Below are 17,201 nucleotides of genomic sequence, written 5' to 3'. Positions count from 1 at the left end.
ATAACGATCAAAACCGCGTTCCTTCGCGCCCCCCTCTGTCCTGCCGGACATCTCCCCCTCAAGGGGGGAGATTGGCAGTTCCGCCGCAGGCGTCTTTCTTGCCGCAGTGAAGATTTCCGAAGGCGGGCGTGACAGCCAATCTCCCTCCTTGAGGGGGAGATGTCCGGCAGGACAGAGGGGGGCGGTGAAGGAACTCAATCTCAATCCTTGCTGCTGGGGACCTGCATTCTTCCTATTTGCGAGAATTGATGCTCTGCCGTCAATCGCTATCTATTCTCCGCACAACGGTTGCGTTTTCGCTCGCGTTGCCATCGCTCCCGCAAAGGCGGACAATGCCTCATCACGAACCAGGGAGAGAGACCATGATCGAATACGGTCATTTCATCGGCGGCAAGCGCGTCGCCGGAACCAGCGGCCGCAAGCAGGACGTCATGCAGCCGATGGACGGCACGGTGCGCGGCACGGTGGCGCTGGCTTCGCAGGCGGAATTGCGCGCGGCGGTCGAAAACGCCAAGGCCGCACAGCCCGGCTGGGCGGCGACCAATCCGCAGCGACGCGTACGCGTCCTGATGCGGTTCCTCGAGCTGGTCGCCAAGGAGTATGACGCGCTGGCCGAGATATTGGCGCGCGAACACGGCAAGACCATCGCCGACGCCAAGGGCGACATCCAGCGCGGCCTCGAAGTGGTCGAGGTCTGCATCGGTGCGCCGCATATGATGAAGGGCGAGTTCACCGATGGCGCCGGCCCCGGCATCGACGTCTATTCGATGCGCCAGCCGCTCGGCGTCGTCGCCGGCATCACGCCGTTCAATTTTCCGGCGATGATCCCGTTGTGGAAGATCGCGCCGGCCATCGCCTGCGGCAATGCCTTCATTCTCAAGCCGTCCGAACGCGACCCGGGCGTGCCGATGCGCATTGCCGAACTGTTCATCGAGGCCGGTCTGCCGGCGGGCATCCTCAATGTCGTCAACGGCGACAAGGAAGTGGTCGACGCCATCCTCGACGATCCCGACATCAAGGCCATCGGTTTCGTAGGCTCGACACCGATCGCCCAGTACATCTATTCGCGCGGCTGCGCGGCCGGCAAGCGCGTGCAGTGCTTCGGCGGCGCCAAGAATCACATGATCATCATGCCGGATGCCGACATGGACCAGACCGTCGACGCGCTGATCGGCGCCGGCTACGGCTCGGCCGGCGAGCGCTGCATGGCGATCTCGGTGGCCGTCCCGGTCGGCAACGACACCGCCAACCGGCTGATGGAAAGACTGGTGCCGCGCGTCGAGAGCCTGAAGGTCGGTCCGTCGACGGATTCTTCCGCCGATTTCGGCCCGCTGGTCACGGCGCAGGCGCTGGAGCGGGTCAAGTCCTATGTCGACACCGGCGTCAAGGAAGGCGCCAAGCTGGTCGTCGACGGCCGCGGCTTTTCCATGCAGGGCTACGAGAACGGCTACTATATGGGCGGCTGCCTGTTCGACAATGTGACCGCCGACATGCGCATCTACAAGGAAGAGATCTTCGGGCCGGTGCTCTCGGTCGTTCGCGCACCGACCTACGAGAACGCCATCAAGCTCGCCAACGAGCACGAGATGGGCAATGGCGTCGCCATCTTCACCCGCGACGGCGACGCGGCGCGCGACTTCGCCTCGCGGGTTCAGGTCGGCATGGTCGGCATCAACGTGCCGATCCCGGTGCCGATCGCCTACTACACCTTCGGCGGCTGGAAGGCGTCCTCCTTCGGCGACCTCAACCAGCACGGGCCGGACGCGTTCCGCTTCTACACCAAGACCAAGACGGTGACGTCGCGCTGGCCGTCCGGTGTGAAGGACGGTGCCGAGTTCGTCATCCCGACGATGAACTGATCCAGATCGCAAACACTGAACGAGGCCTGGGCTCGGACCCGGGCCTTTTCGTTTGAACGTTAATGTGATGGAACCAAGAAGGCAGCAATCTTCTTAGGTTGCAGTCCTGCCGCGAAGGAGACGCTGGCAGATCAACCAACGGCGCTGGTGACGGCTCCGGGGGAAATGTCCGGCGCAAAGGAGGTGTCAGATGACACGTCTCATGGCGACTATAGCTTGCGCTGCGATGGCCCTTTCCGCCGTCCCGGCAATGGCTGCCGAGCAATGCGCGGCTCGCGCCGATATGGTCAAGGCGCTCGGCGAGAAGTTTCATGAAAACCCGAGCGCGGTCGGCGTCGTCAATCCGAATGTGGTGCTTGAAGTCTTCGTTTCCGACAAGGGCACCTGGACCATCCTCGCCAGCGACACAAAAGGTCAAAGCTGCGTGATTTCAGTCGGCGAAGGCTGGGAAAGCGCGATGACGACAGCGGCGCTGCCAGGCATCTGAACGATTTATCACGGGTCTGCGCGCCTCGGCATGGCCGCGCGGCCTGTGGCCCATTCTTTCGGCGACAACCGTAAAACGGATCTGCAGGCGCCCGCTTGGGCGCCTGCTTGCGCTTTTCCATTGCCGATACCATATATCGAGAACATAATGGGAACATCTGGAATCGTTCCCACCAATGGCAGACCGGAACACAGAAAGGAACGACGCGATGATGATGACGTCGGAACCGGCCTGGATCGCTCCGGCAAAATGAGGCAATCAAACCCCTCCTTTGCCGGAACGTGATGGCAAAGGAGGTGCCCTATGGCACGCAAATCGCTGTTGAGATGGGTGAAAACCCTGGTTTTTGCTGGCGCATTGGCGGTGGGTACGAACACCGCAGGCGCGCAATATCAATACTGCGTTGAACATGGCGAGATCGTCGCCCATTTGAGCGAGAAGTTCCAGGAAAGGCAGTTTGCTTTGGGGCTGATCGGTCATGAGGCGGTCATGGAAGTCTTTGTCGCCGAGACCGGAACCTGGACCATCGTCGTCACCGATATCGCTGGCAGAAGCTGCATCGTCGCGGCCGGCGACAATTGGGAAAACGTGATGGCCCTGCCCGGCCAGGGCGCATGACGAAATGGCAGGCTCAGCGCGTAGCAGCCGCCTCGGCATGGCCGCGCAAAAGCGCCATCAGCCGCTTGGCGTCCTTGGCCGCGGCCTCTTCGTCGCCGGCGAGGATCGAACGGATCAGCGCGACATGATGCTCGGCCGATTCGGCCAATCCGGTATCGGCCTTGTAGCGGAACCAGAAGCGACGGCTGTGGGTTTGCAAGGGTGCCGCCAGGCGCGCGGCGAACGGGTTGTCGGCAGCCAGCGCCAGCGCCTCGTCGAGCGCCTTGTCGGCCTGGATGAAGTAGAACACATTTTCCGAAATCACTGCCTTTTGCATGGCAAGGGCAGCGTCATGGAACAGGTCGGCGGCCTCGCGGGTAACGAAGCGGGCGGCCGAGCGGGCAAGCACCACCTCGACGCCACGGCGGGCGTCGAGGACACGCAGCCAGTCGCCGGGGTGGAGCGGCGCGATGGCGATGCCGGCGCGCGGCCGGACCTCGAGCAGCCCCTCCCAGGCCAGCCGCTGGATTGCTTCGCGAACCGGGGTGCGGCCGAGGCCGAGCCTGTCGATCAGCGCCCCCTCGGTGATGAAGCTCGCCGGCGCCAGTTCGAGAGTTACGATCATGTGCTCGAGCCTGCGGTAGGCCTTCGCGGTCGCCGGCTCGGAGCCCGGTCTGTCATATACCAATGCGGCTTCTCCTGATATATTGTTGATATATCATATCAGATTCAATGTTGACAGCCGGCTTCTTAAGAAATATACGACTGATATATCAGATGGAGCGATCGACATGTGGGCCGGAGTCTTCCCCGCCGTTACGACCAAATTCACCGAGGAGGACGGCCTCGACCATGCCGAGATGGAGCGCTGCTTTGCGCTGCAGATGGAGGCCGGCTGTGACGGCATCATCGTCTGCGGGTCGCTCGGCGAAGGCCCGATGCTGTCGCACGACGAGAAGATCGCGGTGCTGAAGAACGCGCAGAAGATCGCCGGCAAGAAACCGGTGCTGTTGACGGTCAACGAGGCCGGTACACGCGAGGCGGCGGCGATCGCGCGCCGCGCCGCCAAGGCGGGCGCCAACGGTTTGATGGTGGTGCCGAGTCCGATCTACCATACCAATGCCGAAGAGACGGTCGCGGCACTCAGCGCCGTCGCCGCGGCCGGCGACCTGCCGGTGATGATCTACTCCAACCGGCTTGCCTACCGCGTCGACGTCACCGTCGACCAGATGGAGGAGTTGGCGAAGGACCAACGCTTCGTCGCCATAAAAGAGTCCTCCGACGACATCCGCCGCTCGACCGAGATCATCAACCGCCTCGGCGACCGCTACGACCTGTTCACCGGCGTAGACAATCTCGCCTTCGAGGCGCTGTCGGTCGGCGCCATCGGCTGGGTGGCGGGCCTGGTCACCGCGTTCCCGCGCGAGACGGTCGCCATCTACCAGCTGATGAGACAGGGCCGTCGCGAGGAGGCGCTGAAGATCTACCGCTGGTTCCGGCCGCTGCTCGACCTCGACGTCTCGACCTATCTGGTGCAGAACATCAAGCTCGCCGAAGTGTTGGCGATCAACACCAACGACCGCGTGCGCATGCCGCGCCAGCCATTGTCGGGCGAGCGGCGCAAGGCAGTCGAAAAGATCGTCAGGGATGCGCTGGCGGTGCGGCCAGAGCTGCCGACATTCTGATCCAGTCGCTTTGAAGGCATTTGCAGATGTGCAGCGCGGCGCATGGCAATGAATGATAATGCTACGCTCGATGTCGCCATCATTGGTGGCGGCATCATCGGCATCTGCGCCGCCGCCTTTCTGGCAGAGGCGGGCCAAAATGTCACGATCTTCGATCGGACGGGGATCTGTGAGGAAACCAGCTCCGGCAATGCCGCTGCCTTTGCCTTCTCCGATGTGCTGCCACTCGCCCACAAGGGCATGATCAAGCAGTTGCCGAAATGGCTCGCCGACCCGCTCGGCCCGCTCAGCATCCCACCCGCGTATCTGCCGAAGCTGCTGCCCTGGCTGGTCCGCTTCTGGCGCGCCGGCCGAAGCGACCGCTATGAAGCCGGCCTTGCCGCGCAGGCCGGGATGATGAAGCTCGCCGAGGCGGAATGGATGGGCTTGCTCGACCGTTCCGGCACACGGCCGATGCTGCATGAGGACGGCTCGCTCGAACTCTACGACAGCGAGGCCGAGTTCAAGGCCTCGCTGACCGGCTGGGCGGCAAGGCAGCGCTTCGGCATCGGCTTCAGCCATGTCGAGGGGAGCGCTCTCACAGCCCTGCAGCCCGGTCTGTCGCCGCGCTTCGTCAAGGGAACGTTCGTGCCGGGGTGGAAAACCGTTGCCGATCCCAAGCTGCTTGGAAAGGCCTTGTGGGCCTATGCCGAGAGGTTGGGCGCCGGGTTCGAAAGGGCCCGGATCGAGCGTGTCAAGGCGGGACAGGACGGCGCGATCTTGACCACGGCCGACGGCACGCGGCGACGGGCGAAGCACGTCGTCATCGCTGCCGGGGCCTGGTCGCATCTGCTGGCGAGACATCTCGGCGACGGAATCCCGCTGGAGACCGAGCGTGGCTACAACACGACGTTGCCGAAGACTGCCTTCGATGTAAGGCGGCAATTGATCTTCTCCGGGCATGGCTTCGTCATCACGCCGCTCGAGACGGGCCTGCGCGTCGGCGGCGCGGTCGAACTCGGCGGCCTTGAGCGGCCGCCCAATTATGCGCGCTCGAAAGCGCTGCTCGAAAAGGCGCAGAAATTCCTGCCGGGACTGGATCCGGCCAATGGACGCGAATGGATGGGGTTCCGGCCGTCGCTGCCGGATTCGCTGCCGGTGATCGGGCGGTCGCAACAAACGCCGTCGGTGGTGTATGGTTTCGGCCACGGTCACCTCGGCCTGACCCAGGCTGCGGCGACCGGGCGCTTGATCCGCGAGCTCGTTCTCGGGCAGAATCCATCGCTCGATCTCGGCCCGTTCAGCCCGCAACGGTTTTGAGTTCGAAGACATTCAGTTGGGAGCCGGCATGGCCAAGAATTCCTTCTTCTGCATAGACGGCCACACCTGCGGCAATCCGGTGCGGCTGGTCGCCGGCGGTGGGCCTTTGCTCAAGGGCTCAACGATGATGGAGCGGCGAGCGCATTTCCTGGCCGAATATGACTGGATCCGCACCGGGCTGATGTTCGAGCCGCGCGGCCATGACGTGATGTCCGGCTCGATCCTCTATCCGCCGACGCGTGAAGATTGCGACATCGCCATCCTGTTCATCGAAACCTCGGGCTGCTTGCCGATGTGCGGCCACGGCACCATCGGCACGGTAACTTTTGCCGTCGAGCATGGGCTGATCAAGCCGAAGACACCGGGCGTGCTCAGGCTGGATACGCCGGCGGGCGTGGTCGTAGCGGAGTACAGCCAAGTCGGCGACTATGTCGAGGAGGTGCGCATCACCAATGTGCCTTCCTTCCTCTATGCCGAGGCACTGACGGTCGAATGCCCCGGGCTCGGCGAGATCAGCGTCGATGTCGCCTATGGCGGCAATTTCTACGCCATCGTCGAACCGCAAAAGACCTATCGCGACATGGCCGACCATTCGGCCGGCGAACTGATCGCCTGGAGCCCGGTGGTGCGGCAGCGGCTCAACGAAAAATATACCTTCGTGCATCCGGAGAATCCCGGCATCAATACGCTGTCGCACATATTGTGGACCGGCGCGCCGACCAACCCGCAAGCCGATGCCCGCAACGCCGTCTTCTACGGCGACAAGGCAATCGACCGGTCGCCCTGCGGCACCGGCACCTCGGCGCGTATGGCGCAGCTTCACGCCAAGGGCAAGCTTGGGGTCGGCGACGACTTCGTCCACGAATCGATCATTGGTTCGCTGTTCAAGGGCAGGGTCGAGGAAGAGGTCACCGTCGCCGGCAAGCCGGCAATCATTCCGTCGATCGGCGGCTGGGCACGAATGACCGGATTGAACACGATCTTCATCTACGACCGCGACCCGTTCGCGCACGGCTTCGTCGTCAAATAGAAAAAACACTGACGCAAGGGAAAGAGAGAGCGCAAGCGGATTGACGTCAACGGCGCAACGATCCCGCTCATCAACTTATTTTGACGGCGATTTCTTCGAAATGGAGCGCATGCTGCGATTGAATCGTCAAAGACATTGCGTTAGGCCAATGGTAGGGTCCGCGATGGTCCAGGGGGCGGACGGGAACAAAACGGGCAATCGAACGGCGTGCGGCGAAAACACGCATAATGATCGAAAAATCACGTTGCAATCCGGGCTCGAAACTTTACGACTAGGGGAAATACGAAAAGGAATGCGTCTGCATGGGCGACATTCCAGGGGAGCCACGACAGCATGCAGTATTTTGTCCAGCAGCTTATCAATGGGCTGACGCTGGGATCGATCTATGGGCTGATCGCGATCGGCTATACGATGGTCTACGGCATCATCGGCATGATCAATTTCGCCCATGGCGACATTTTCATGATCGGCGCTTTCACCGCGCTCATCGTTTTCCTTATCCTCGGTGCGTTGTTCTATTCGCTGCCGATCGTCGTTGCGCTGCTGATCATGATGATCGTCGCAATGCTGCTGACCAGCCTGTATAATTGGACGATCGAGAAGGTGGCCTACCGGCCTTTGCGCGGTTCATTCCGGCTGGCGCCGCTGATCACCGCGATTGGCATGTCGATTGCGCTGTCCAATTTCGTCCAGGTGACCCAAGGGCCGCGCAACAAGCCGGTCCCGCCAATGGTGTCCAAGGTCTACAACATCGAAGGCATCAGCGTCTCGCTGAAGCAGATCATCATCGTCCTGGTCACCATAGTCCTGCTGGCGCTGTTCTGGTACCTGGTCAACAAGACCTCGCTCGGCCGGGCGCAGCGCGCCTGCGAGCAGGACCGCAAGATGGCCGCACTGCTTGGCATCGACGTCGACCGCACCATCTCGATCACCTTCATCATGGGCGCCGCCCTTGCCGCCGTCGCCGGCACGTTGTTCCTGATGTACTACGGTGTGGTGGTGTTTTCCGACGGCTTTACGCCCGGTGTGAAGGCATTTACTGCCGCGGTGCTCGGCGGCATCGGCTCACTGCCCGGCGCCGTGCTCGGCGGGCTGATGATCGGCTTCATCGAGAGCATGTGGTCGGCTTATTTCTCGATCGACTACAAGGATGTCGCGGCGTTCTCGATCCTGGCGATCGTACTGATCTTCCTCCCTTCCGGCATTCTCGGCCGGCCAGAAGTCGAAAAGGTCTGAGATCATGGCGGTTACCGTGTCTCCGGAAAGCACCGTCGTCGCCACCCCGGTCCAGCGCGCCTTTCGCGAAGCGCTCTATGCCGGCGCCATTTCGCTTGGCCTGTTCGTGCTGTTCATCGGCCTGAAGACCGACCAGAACATCTCCAACGAACTGATCCTGGTGCAGCGCTGGGGCTTGCTCGCCGGCGTCGTGATCGCCACCATGGCCGGACGCTTCCTTTACGTCGCCTATGGCCAACCCTTCCTGGCGAACCAGAAGATCGTCGACGTCGCCACCGGCCTGCTGCCGGTCAGCCTGGCTTCGCGATTCTTCCGCTTTCCCGCGTTCATCGTGGCGCTCGCCGTCGCCGTTATTCTGCTCGCACTCAGCGGCTTTCTGACCGAGGCCTTAGGGCCGGAACTTTCCGATTTCGTGCGGTTCGTGCGGGCGCTTGCAATCATCTATGCGCTGGCCTGGCTGATTTATCATTTCCGGGCCTTCATTCATGCTCATTTCTCGGCATTGGGCATAACTGCACTGGCGCTCTACCCGATCGTGGTGGTGTTGGTGCTAGCGCTATATGCCGGGTCGATGGCCGCCGGTTTCCAGGGCTCGCTGAAATATGTCGACAATTACGGCATCCAGATCCTGATCTACGTGATGCTGGCCTGGGGGCTGAATATCGTTATCGGCTTGGCCGGCCTGCTCGATCTCGGCTATGTCGCCTTCTACGCCGTCGGTGCCTACGCCTATGCGCTGCTCGGCACGCATTTTGGCCTCTCCTTCTGGATCCTGCTGCCCGCCGCCGGCCTAATGGCTGCGTTTTGGGGGGTGATGCTAGGCTTCCCGGTGCTGCGCTTGCGCGGTGACTATCTGGCGATCGTGACGCTCGCCTTCGGCGAAATCATAAGGCTGGTGATCATCAACTGGCGCGAGGTGACCAACGGCTCGGCCGGGATTTCCGGCATCCCGAAGGTCTCTTTCTTCGGCCTGATGTCGTTCAACGTCTCCGATCCGAACTACATCTCGAAGGTGCTCGGCATCGCCCAATCGGGTGCCTACTACAAGATATTCCTCTACTATTTGATCCTCGGGCTCTGCCTGCTGACGGCCTTCGTCACCGTGAGGCTCAGGCGGATGCCGGTCGGCCGTGCCTGGGAAGCGCTGCGCGAGGACGAGATCGCCTGCCGTTCGCTCGGCATCAACACCACCACCACCAAGCTCACCGCCTTTGCCACGGGCGCGATGTTCGGCGGCTTCGCCGGCTCGTTCTTTGCCGCGCGGCAAGGCTTCGTCAGCCCGGAATCCTTCGTCTTCCTGGAATCGGCGATCATCCTCGCCATCGTCGTGCTTGGCGGCATGGGCTCGCTGGTCGGCATTGCCGTCGCCGCCATGGTGATGATCGGCGGCACCGAAGTCCTGCGCGAACTGGATTTCCTCAAGACCGGCCTCAGGTGGGGCAACACGACGGTCATACCCGGTTTCGGGTCCGGCTTCACGCCGGAACTGTATCGCATGCTGCTGTTCGGCATGGCGATGGTCATCGTCATGCTGTGGAAGCCGCGCGGCTTCGTCGGCAGCCGCGAGCCGACAGCTTTCCTCAAGGTGCGCAGGGCGGTGTCCGGGTCCTTCACCAAGGAGGGACACGGCTGATGAACGCGAGCCCCTCCATGAACAATGCCATCCTGCAGGTCGAGCATCTGTCGATGAAGTTCGGCGGTCTCGTCGCCATCGGCGACCTTTCCTTCCAGGCCAAGCGCGGCGAGATCACCGCGCTGATCGGTCCCAACGGCGCCGGCAAGACCACCGTGTTCAATTGCATCACCGGTTTCTACAAACCGTCGGAAGGCATGATCACGCTCAACCGGCGCGACGGCTCGACGTTCCTGCTCGAACGCTTGCCCAACCATGAGATCCCGGCGCGCGCCAAGGTGGCGCGCACCTTTCAGAACATCCGCCTGTTCTCGGGCATGACGCTGCTGGAGAACCTTCTCGTCGCCCAGCACAACAAGCTGATGAAGGCCTCCGGTTACACCATTCTCGGCCTGTTCGGCTTTAGCGGCTACAGACAGGCCTCGGCGGAATCGGTTGAACTGGCCGAGCACTGGCTGGAGAAGGCCGATCTTGTCGACCGCGCCGACGATCCGGCCGGCGATCTGCCCTATGGCGCGCAGCGGCGGCTCGAAATCGCTCGCGCCATGTGCACCGGGCCTGAGCTTCTGTGCCTCGACGAGCCGGCCGCTGGTCTCAATCCGAAAGAATCGGCGGGGCTCAATGCGCTGCTGATGGACATCAAGGACAACACCGGCACGTCGATCCTTTTGATCGAGCACGACATGGCGGTGGTGATGCAGATTTCCGATCACGTCGTGGTGCTCGAATACGGGCGCAAAATCTCGGACGGCAACCCGCAATCGGTGCGAACCGACCCGCGCGTCATCGCCGCCTATCTTGGCGTCGACGACGAGGAGGTCGAGACGGTGCTCACCGAAGTCGGCGACGAAGATGTCATCGAGCAATTGGATACGGGCCCGGATGCCGCCCACGGCCCAGGCACATCGTCTTCCTATCTCGCCGGACCGGTTGCCGACACGGTCGGCCACAGCGAGGGCGAGCGCGTCACCGTGTCGAAAGGTGCCTCGAAAGCCGGGCAGTTCGATGCGAGGTCGAGTGCCGCAGCAAGCAAGGCGGCAGCGCAGGCCAAAGCCAAACCGACGGCGAAATCTTCTGCCGCGAAATCCTCTGCAGCAAAGCCGGCCACCAAGGCTCCGGTGAAGCCGAAGACGCCGCGCGTCTCCAATCGGCGCGGAGGGCGCAAGTGATGGCCGGCACAACGCTGCTCGATATCAAGGGCGTTCAGACCTACTACGGCAACATCAGGGCGCTGAACGGTGTCGACGTCACCGTCAGGCAAGGTGAGATCGTAGCGCTGATCGGTGCCAACGGCGCCGGCAAGTCGACGCTGATGATGACCATCTTCGGTGCTCCCCGCGCCCGCGCGGGTACCATCACATTCGCCGGTACCGACATCACCCAACTGCCGACCCACGAGATCGCGCGCATGCGCATCGCCCAGTCGCCGGAAGGGCGCCGCATTTTCCCGCGCATGACGGTGATGGAAAACCTGCAAATGGGCGCCAGCCTCGACAACCTTGAGCATTATGACGAGGACGTCGAGAAGGTGTTCACGCTGTTTCCACGCCTGAAGGAACGCATTGCCCAGCGTGGCGGCACGCTGTCCGGCGGCGAGCAGCAGATGCTGTCGATCGGGCGCGCGCTGATGGCACGGCCGAAGCTGCTTTTGCTCGACGAGCCGTCGCTCGGCCTGGCGCCGCTGATCGTCAAGCAGATATTCGACGCAATCCGCGAGCTGAACCGGACTCAAGGCCTGACCGTGTTCCTGGTCGAGCAGAACGCCTTCGGCGCGCTGAAACTCGCCACGCGCGGCTATGTCATGGTCAACGGCAATGTGACGATGAGCGGCACCGGCAAGGAGTTGCTCGCCAATCCGGAAGTGCGCGCCGCCTATCTCGAAGGCGGCCATCACTGAGTTTCAGGAGGCATCAATCATGCAGGGCATTCTCTATGAGGAACCCTCGATCTGGCAGTTCTTCTTCGTCACCTGCCTGCTCGGCGGCTGGGCGGCGTGGATGACGGGCAAGGCGTGTGCGCAGACGTGGCGCAGCTTCGCCCAGTTGTTCGCCTTCATGCTGGGGCTCGGCATCGGCATAAGGTTCATTCATCACGCGCTGTTCGGCGGAACGATGTTCTCGCTGCATTACTACATCGTCGATACCATTGTGCTGATGATCTTGGGCTTCATCGGCTACCAATACACGCGCACCAACCAGATGGTAACGCAGTATAATTGGCTTTACGAAAGAGCCTCTCTTTTGAGCTGGAAACCAAAAGGTTGACATTTATCATTAACGGCGTTTCAGGGATGAATCGGCGTGACAAGTGCCTGAAAATCGGCAAAGTACTCTTTCTGCGAGCAAGAGTGGGCATCGCATGAAAGCAACATCCACGCCCACTCGGTAAATGGGAGCGTTTCAATGAAAAAGTCACTTTTGTCCGCCGTCGCCCTGACCGCGCTTGTCGCGTTCAGCGGCAACGCGTGGGCTGACATCCTGATCGGCGTTGCCGGTCCGATCACCGGTCCGAACGCAGCGTTCGGCGCCCAGCTTCAGAAGGGTGCCGAACAGGCAGTCGCCGATATCAATGCGGCCGGCGGCGTTCTTGGCCAGCAGCTCAAGCTTGAAGTCGGCGACGACGTCTCCGATCCCAAGCAAGGCATCTCGGTCGCCAACAAGTTCGTCGCCGACGGCGTCAAGTATGTCGATGGCCACTTCAACTCCGGCGTCTCGATCCCGGCGTCGGAAGTCTACGCCGAGAACGGCATCCTTGAGATCACGCCGGCCGCGACCAATCCGAAGTTGACGGAACGTGGCATGTGGAACACCTTCCGCACCTGCGGACGCGACGATCAGCAGGGCAAGGTCGCTGGCGACTATCTCGCCGCGAACTTCAAGGATGCCAAGATCGCTGTCATCCATGACAAGACGCCTTATGGCCAGGGCCTCGCCGACGAAACCAAGAAGGCGCTCGCAGCCAACGGCGTGACTGAGGCCATGTATGAAGGCATCAATGTCGGCGACAAGGATTTCTCGGCCCTCATCGCCAAGATGAAGGACGCGGGCGTCTCGGTCGTATACTATGGCGGCCTGCACACCGAAGCCGGCCTGATCATTCGCCAGCTCGCTGACCAGGGCCTCAAGGCAACCTTCATGTCCGGCGACGGCATCGTGTCGAACGAATTGGCCTCCATCGCCGGCGACGCCGTCGAGGGCACGCTGATGACGTTCGCTCCGGATCCGCGCAAGAATCCGAACGCCAAGGAACTCGTCGAGAAGTTCCGTGCGGCCGGCTTCGAGCCCGAGGCCTATACCCTCTACTCCTACGCGGCGATGGAAATCATCGCGGCGGCCATCACCAAGACCGGTTCAGCCGATGACGCTCAGAAGGTAGCCGAAACCATCAAGTCGGCCGGCCCCTGGAAGACCGCGATCGGCGAGATCGGCTATGATGCGAAAGGCGACATCACCCGTCCGGATTACGTGATGTACACCTGGAAGAAGGGTGACGACGGCAAGTACACCTATGTCGAGAACGCACCCGGCAAATAACCGGACGTTGCTACATGAGAATGCCCGGCGCCTCGCGCCGGGCATTTTTCATGAGAGTTCCTGAAAGCCTGGATCGGAACTGCCCAGGCGTTCTTCGGATCGACACGCAATGTGTCAGCGCGATAGATCAAATTAAATCGGTTTAATCCTCTTTTCGATTTTGTTTGCACTGCAGCATTTTCGCGCTAATCATGTCCGGCAGTTCCCTTCCCCGCGTCCGGAGCCCTGTCCTTGGCAATCTCGAAGATCCTTGTCGCCAACCGCTCCGAAATAGCCATCCGCGTCTTCCGCGCGGCAAACGAGCTCGGCCTCAAAACCGTGGCGATCTGGGCAGAGGAGGACAAATACTCCCTGCATCGCTTTAAGGCCGACGAAAGCTACCAGGTCGGGCGCGGGCCGCATTTGGCCAGGGATATGGGGCCGATCGAAAGCTATCTGTCGATCGAGGAGGTTATCCGCGTCGCCAGGCTGTCGGGCGCCGATGCCATACATCCAGGGTACGGCCTGCTGTCGGAAAGCCCGGAATTCGCCGAAGCCTGCGCCAAGGCCGGCATCATCTTCATCGGGCCAAAGCCGGATACGATGCGCAGGCTGGGCAACAAGGTCGCCGCCCGCAATCTCGCAATCGAAGTCGGTGTGCCGGTAATTCCCGCTACCGATCCCTTGCCGGACGACATGGCGGCGGTAAAGGAACTCGCCAAGACGATCGGCTACCCGGTGATGCTCAAGGCGTCCTGGGGCGGCGGCGGCCGCGGCATGCGCGCCATCCGCTCCGAGGCCGATCTCGCGCGCGAGGTGATGGAAGGCAAGCGTGAGGCGAAGGCGGCTTTCGGCAAGGACGAGGTCTATCTCGAAAAGCTGATCGAGCGTGCGCGCCATGTCGAGGTGCAGGTGCTGGGCGACACACATGGCAACGCCGTGCACCTGTTCGAGCGCGATTGTTCGATCCAGCGCCGCAACCAGAAAGTGGTCGAGCGGGCGCCGGCGCCCTACCTCGAAATGTCACAGCGCGAGGAGCTTTGCGGCTACGCGCTGAGGATCGCGCGCGAGACCAGCTATATCGGCGCCGGCACAGTCGAGTTCCTGCAGGATGCCGATACCGAAAAATTCTATTTCATCGAGGTCAATCCGCGCATTCAGGTCGAGCACACCGTCACCGAACAGGTGACCGGCATCGACATCGTCAAGGCGCAGATCCACATCCTCGACGGCTTTGCCATCGGCACGGCGGATTCGGGCGTGCCGGCGCAGAAGGACATCAGGCTCAACGGCCATGCATTGCAGTGCCGCATCACCACGGAAGATCCCGAGCACAATTTCATCCCCGACTATGGCCGCATCACCGCCTATCGCGGTGCCACCGGCTTCGGTATCCGCCTTGATGGCGGCACCGCCTATTCGGGCGCGGTCATCACCCGTTTCTACGATCCGCTGCTGGAAAAGGTAACGGCTTGGGCGCCGACGCCGGCCGAGACCATCGCCCGCATGAACCGGGCGCTGCGGGAATTCCGCATCCGCGGCGTGGCGACCAACCTCACGTTCCTCGAGGCGATCATCAATCACTCGAGCTTCGCCGACAATTCCTACACCACCAAGTTCATCGACACGACGCCGGAACTGTTCGCCAGTGTGAAGCGGCAGGACCGCGCGACCAAGCTGCTCAACTACCTTGCCGACGTTTCGGTCAATGGTCATCCCGAGACGCGCGGCCGGCCGCAGCCAAAGGCCGATGCGGCGCCACCGGTGGTGCCATATCTCAACGGCAATGTGCCTCAAGGCAGCAAGCAGAAGCTCGACGTGCTCGGGCCGGAGAAATTCGCCGCGTGGATGCGCGAGCAAAGAGAGGTGCTGGTCACCGACACGACAATGCGCGACGGGCATCAGTCGCTGCTCGCCACAAGGGTACGCACCTATGACATCGCCGGCATTGCCGGCACTTATGCGCGCGCGCTGCCACAGCTTTTGTCGCTCGAATGCTGGGGCGGCGCCACATTCGACGTCGCCATGCGCTTTCTCACCGAAGACCCATGGGAGCGGCTGTCGCTGGTGCGCGAGGCAGCACCCAACCTTGTGCTGCAGATGCTCCTGCGCGGTGCCAACGGCGTTGGCTATACCAACTATCCCGACAATGTCGTCCAGCATTTCGTCCGCCAGGCCGCTGCCGGCGGCATCGACCTGTTCCGGGTCTTCGACTGCCTGAACTGGGTCGAGAACATGCGCGTGGCCATGGATGCGGTCGGCGCCGAGGGCAGACTGATCGAAGCGGCGATCTGTTATACCGGCGACATACTCGATCCGGCGCGGGCCAAATACGATCTGAAATACTATGTCGGCCTGGCCAGGGAATTGCAGGCGGCAGGCGCCCATATCATCGCTGTCAAGGACATGGCTGGGCTTCTAAAGCCGAGCGCTGCCCGCGTGCTGTTCAAGGCACTGCGCGAGGCGACGGACCTGCCGATCCACTTCCACACCCACGACACATCCGGCCTGTCGGCGGCAACCGTGCTGGCGGCGGTGGAGAGCGGCGTCGACGCCATCGACGCGGCGATGGATTCGCTGTCCGGCAACACCTCGCAGCCGTGCCTCGGTTCGATCGTGGAGGCGCTGAAGGGCACCGAGCGCGATCCAGGCCTCGACCCGCAGTGGATCAGGAACATCTCGTTCTACTGGGAGGCGGTGCGCAACCAGTATTCAGCCTTCGAAAGCGACCTGAAGGGGCCGGCATCGGAGGTCTATTTGCACGAAATGCCGGGCGGTCAGTTCACCAACCTCAAGGAACAGGCGCGCTCGCTCGGGCTGGAGACACGCTGGCACGAAGTGGCGCAGACCTATCACGACGTCAATCTGATGTTCGGCGACATCGTCAAGGTGACGCCGTCGTCCAAGGTCGTCGGCGACATGGCGCTGATGATGGTGAGCCAGGACCTGACCGTCGCCGACGTCGAGAATCCGGCGAGGGACATCGCCTTCCCGGATTCGGTGGTGTCGATGTTGCGCGGCGATCTCGGCCAGTCGCCGGGCGGCTGGCCAAAGCCATTGCAGAAGAAGGTGCTGAAGGGCGAAAAGCCGATCACGGTGCGGCCGGGTTCGCTGCTCAAACCGGCGGACCTCAAGGCCAGTCGCACGGAGGTCGAGGAAAAGCTCGAGCGCAAGCTCAGTGAGTTCGAGTTCGCGTCGTGGCTGATGTATCCGAAGGTGTTTTCCGATTTTGCCGCCGCGCAGGAGACCTACGGGCCGGTCAGCGTGCTGCCGACGCCGACCTATTTCTACGGCATGAAGCCGGAAGACGAGATTTTCGTCGACATCGAAAAAGGCAAGACGCTGGTGGTGCGCTGCCTTGCCATGGGCGATGTCGACGAAAAGGGCATGGTCACCGTGTTCTTCGAGCTCAACGGGCAGCCGCGCCGGGTGAAGGTGCCGGACCGGGCGCATGGCGCCTCCGCCGCCAAGGCACGGCGCAAGGCGGAGCCGGGCAATGAGGCGCATGTCGGCGCGCCGATGCCTGGCGTCGTCTCGGCGCTTTCGGTGGCTGCCGGCCAGCCGGTGAAGGCGGGTGACGTGCTGCTGTCGATCGAAGCGATGAAGATGGAAACGGCGCTGCATGCCGAACGCGACGGCACCATAGCCGAGGTGCTGGTCAAGGCCGGCGACCAGATCGATGCCAAGGATCTGCTGATCGCGTTCGGGTGAAATAGGCCGGCATCAGACAGCCTTGTCGGCGCCTGGCAGCAACCCTTCATGCCGCATCGATAGCACCTTGACCCGCCGCGCCCGGTCGGGCATCGAACCGCTGCAATTCGCCGCTCGGGTCACCCCGAGTCGCGGTGAGAAAACGACGCGGA

General features: G+C 62.3%; 13 protein-coding genes and 1 pseudogene. 13 read left to right on the top strand and 1 reads right to left on the bottom strand.

Annotation, left to right across the window (positions count from 1 at the left end; translation table 11 throughout):
* Nucleotides 1–362: 362 nt before the first annotated feature.
* From NKI54_RS13615 to NKI54_RS13605, 3 genes are all read left to right on the top strand, one after another.
* A complete protein-coding gene (locus tag NKI54_RS13615) occupies nucleotides 363–1,859 on the top strand; it encodes a CoA-acylating methylmalonate-semialdehyde dehydrogenase (RefSeq protein ID WP_352471248.1) in 1,497 nt (498 codons plus the stop codon).
* A 190-nt stretch (nucleotides 1,860–2,049) separates the two neighbouring features.
* A complete protein-coding gene (locus NKI54_RS13610; protein ID WP_023678058.1) occupies nucleotides 2,050–2,346 on the top strand; it encodes a hypothetical protein in 297 nt (98 codons plus the stop codon).
* A gap of 303 nt (nucleotides 2,347–2,649) precedes the next feature.
* Nucleotides 2,650–2,964 carry a hypothetical protein gene (locus NKI54_RS13605; RefSeq protein WP_352569558.1) on the top strand — a complete coding sequence of 105 codons (315 nt, stop codon included), beginning with the start codon at nucleotides 2,650–2,652 and terminating at the stop codon, nucleotides 2,962–2,964.
* Nucleotides 2,965–2,977: 13 nt separating this feature from the next.
* Here the strand turns inward: NKI54_RS13605 and NKI54_RS13600 are convergent, their stop codons facing one another.
* Nucleotides 2,978–3,568 (bottom strand): GntR family transcriptional regulator, encoded by a 591-nt coding sequence (locus NKI54_RS13600; RefSeq protein WP_502895519.1) that lies wholly within the window; start codon nucleotides 3,566–3,568, stop codon nucleotides 2,978–2,980.
* A 166-nt stretch (nucleotides 3,569–3,734) separates the two neighbouring features.
* Between NKI54_RS13600 and NKI54_RS13595 the strand changes: the two genes are divergently transcribed.
* From NKI54_RS13595 to pyc, 10 genes and pseudogenes are all read left to right on the top strand, one after another.
* Nucleotides 3,735–4,628: a dihydrodipicolinate synthase family protein gene (locus tag NKI54_RS13595; protein ID WP_352634260.1), complete on the top strand. Its 894-nt coding sequence runs from the start codon at nucleotides 3,735–3,737 to the stop codon at nucleotides 4,626–4,628.
* Nucleotides 4,629–4,676: 48 nt separating this feature from the next.
* The gene (locus NKI54_RS13590; protein ID WP_352569560.1) at nucleotides 4,677–5,927 is read left to right on the top strand and encodes an NAD(P)/FAD-dependent oxidoreductase; all 1,251 of its coding nucleotides are present in this window, start codon (nucleotides 4,677–4,679) and stop codon (nucleotides 5,925–5,927) included.
* 28 nt (nucleotides 5,928–5,955) lie between these two features.
* Nucleotides 5,956–6,957 carry a 4-hydroxyproline epimerase gene (locus tag NKI54_RS13585; RefSeq protein WP_352634258.1) on the top strand — a complete coding sequence of 334 codons (1,002 nt, stop codon included), beginning with the start codon at nucleotides 5,956–5,958 and terminating at the stop codon, nucleotides 6,955–6,957.
* 333 nt (nucleotides 6,958–7,290) lie between these two features.
* On the top strand, nucleotides 7,291–8,193 hold the full coding sequence (locus NKI54_RS13580) for a branched-chain amino acid ABC transporter permease (RefSeq protein ID WP_023678052.1): 903 nt from the start codon (nucleotides 7,291–7,293) through the stop codon (nucleotides 8,191–8,193).
* A gap of 4 nt (nucleotides 8,194–8,197) precedes the next feature.
* A complete protein-coding gene (livM, locus tag NKI54_RS13575; RefSeq protein WP_352574662.1) occupies nucleotides 8,198–9,826 on the top strand; it encodes a high-affinity branched-chain amino acid ABC transporter permease LivM in 1,629 nt (542 codons plus the stop codon).
* Nucleotides 9,826–10,986, top strand: a pseudogene (locus NKI54_RS13570) (ABC transporter ATP-binding protein); the annotation flags it as partial. The gene livM and the pseudogene NKI54_RS13570, both read left to right, overlap by 1 nt.
* A gap of 8 nt (nucleotides 10,987–10,994) precedes the next feature.
* Nucleotides 10,995–11,723, top strand: a complete 729-nt coding sequence (locus NKI54_RS13565; protein ID WP_352455032.1) for an ABC transporter ATP-binding protein — start codon at nucleotides 10,995–10,997, stop codon at nucleotides 11,721–11,723.
* Nucleotides 11,724–11,742: 19 nt separating this feature from the next.
* Nucleotides 11,743–12,090, top strand: coding sequence for a DUF6867 family protein (locus tag NKI54_RS13560; protein WP_023678048.1), 348 nt, complete (start codon nucleotides 11,743–11,745; stop codon nucleotides 12,088–12,090).
* Between the two features lie 138 nt (nucleotides 12,091–12,228).
* Entirely contained in the window at nucleotides 12,229–13,359 is a 1,131-nt protein-coding gene (locus NKI54_RS13555) for a branched-chain amino acid ABC transporter substrate-binding protein (RefSeq protein ID WP_023678047.1), read from the top strand.
* Between the two features lie 231 nt (nucleotides 13,360–13,590).
* On the top strand, nucleotides 13,591–17,049 hold the full coding sequence (gene pyc, locus NKI54_RS13550; RefSeq protein ID WP_352634255.1) for a pyruvate carboxylase: 3,459 nt from the start codon (nucleotides 13,591–13,593) through the stop codon (nucleotides 17,047–17,049).
* Nucleotides 17,050–17,201 lie beyond the last annotated feature (152 nt).

The organism is Mesorhizobium sp. M0663 (assembly GCF_040320585.1).
In the GTDB taxonomy this organism is placed as follows: domain Bacteria; phylum Pseudomonadota; class Alphaproteobacteria; order Rhizobiales; family Rhizobiaceae; genus Mesorhizobium.
The sequence above is the reverse complement of the archived record's forward strand: the minus strand, read 5'-3'. Positions and strand labels throughout refer to the sequence as shown.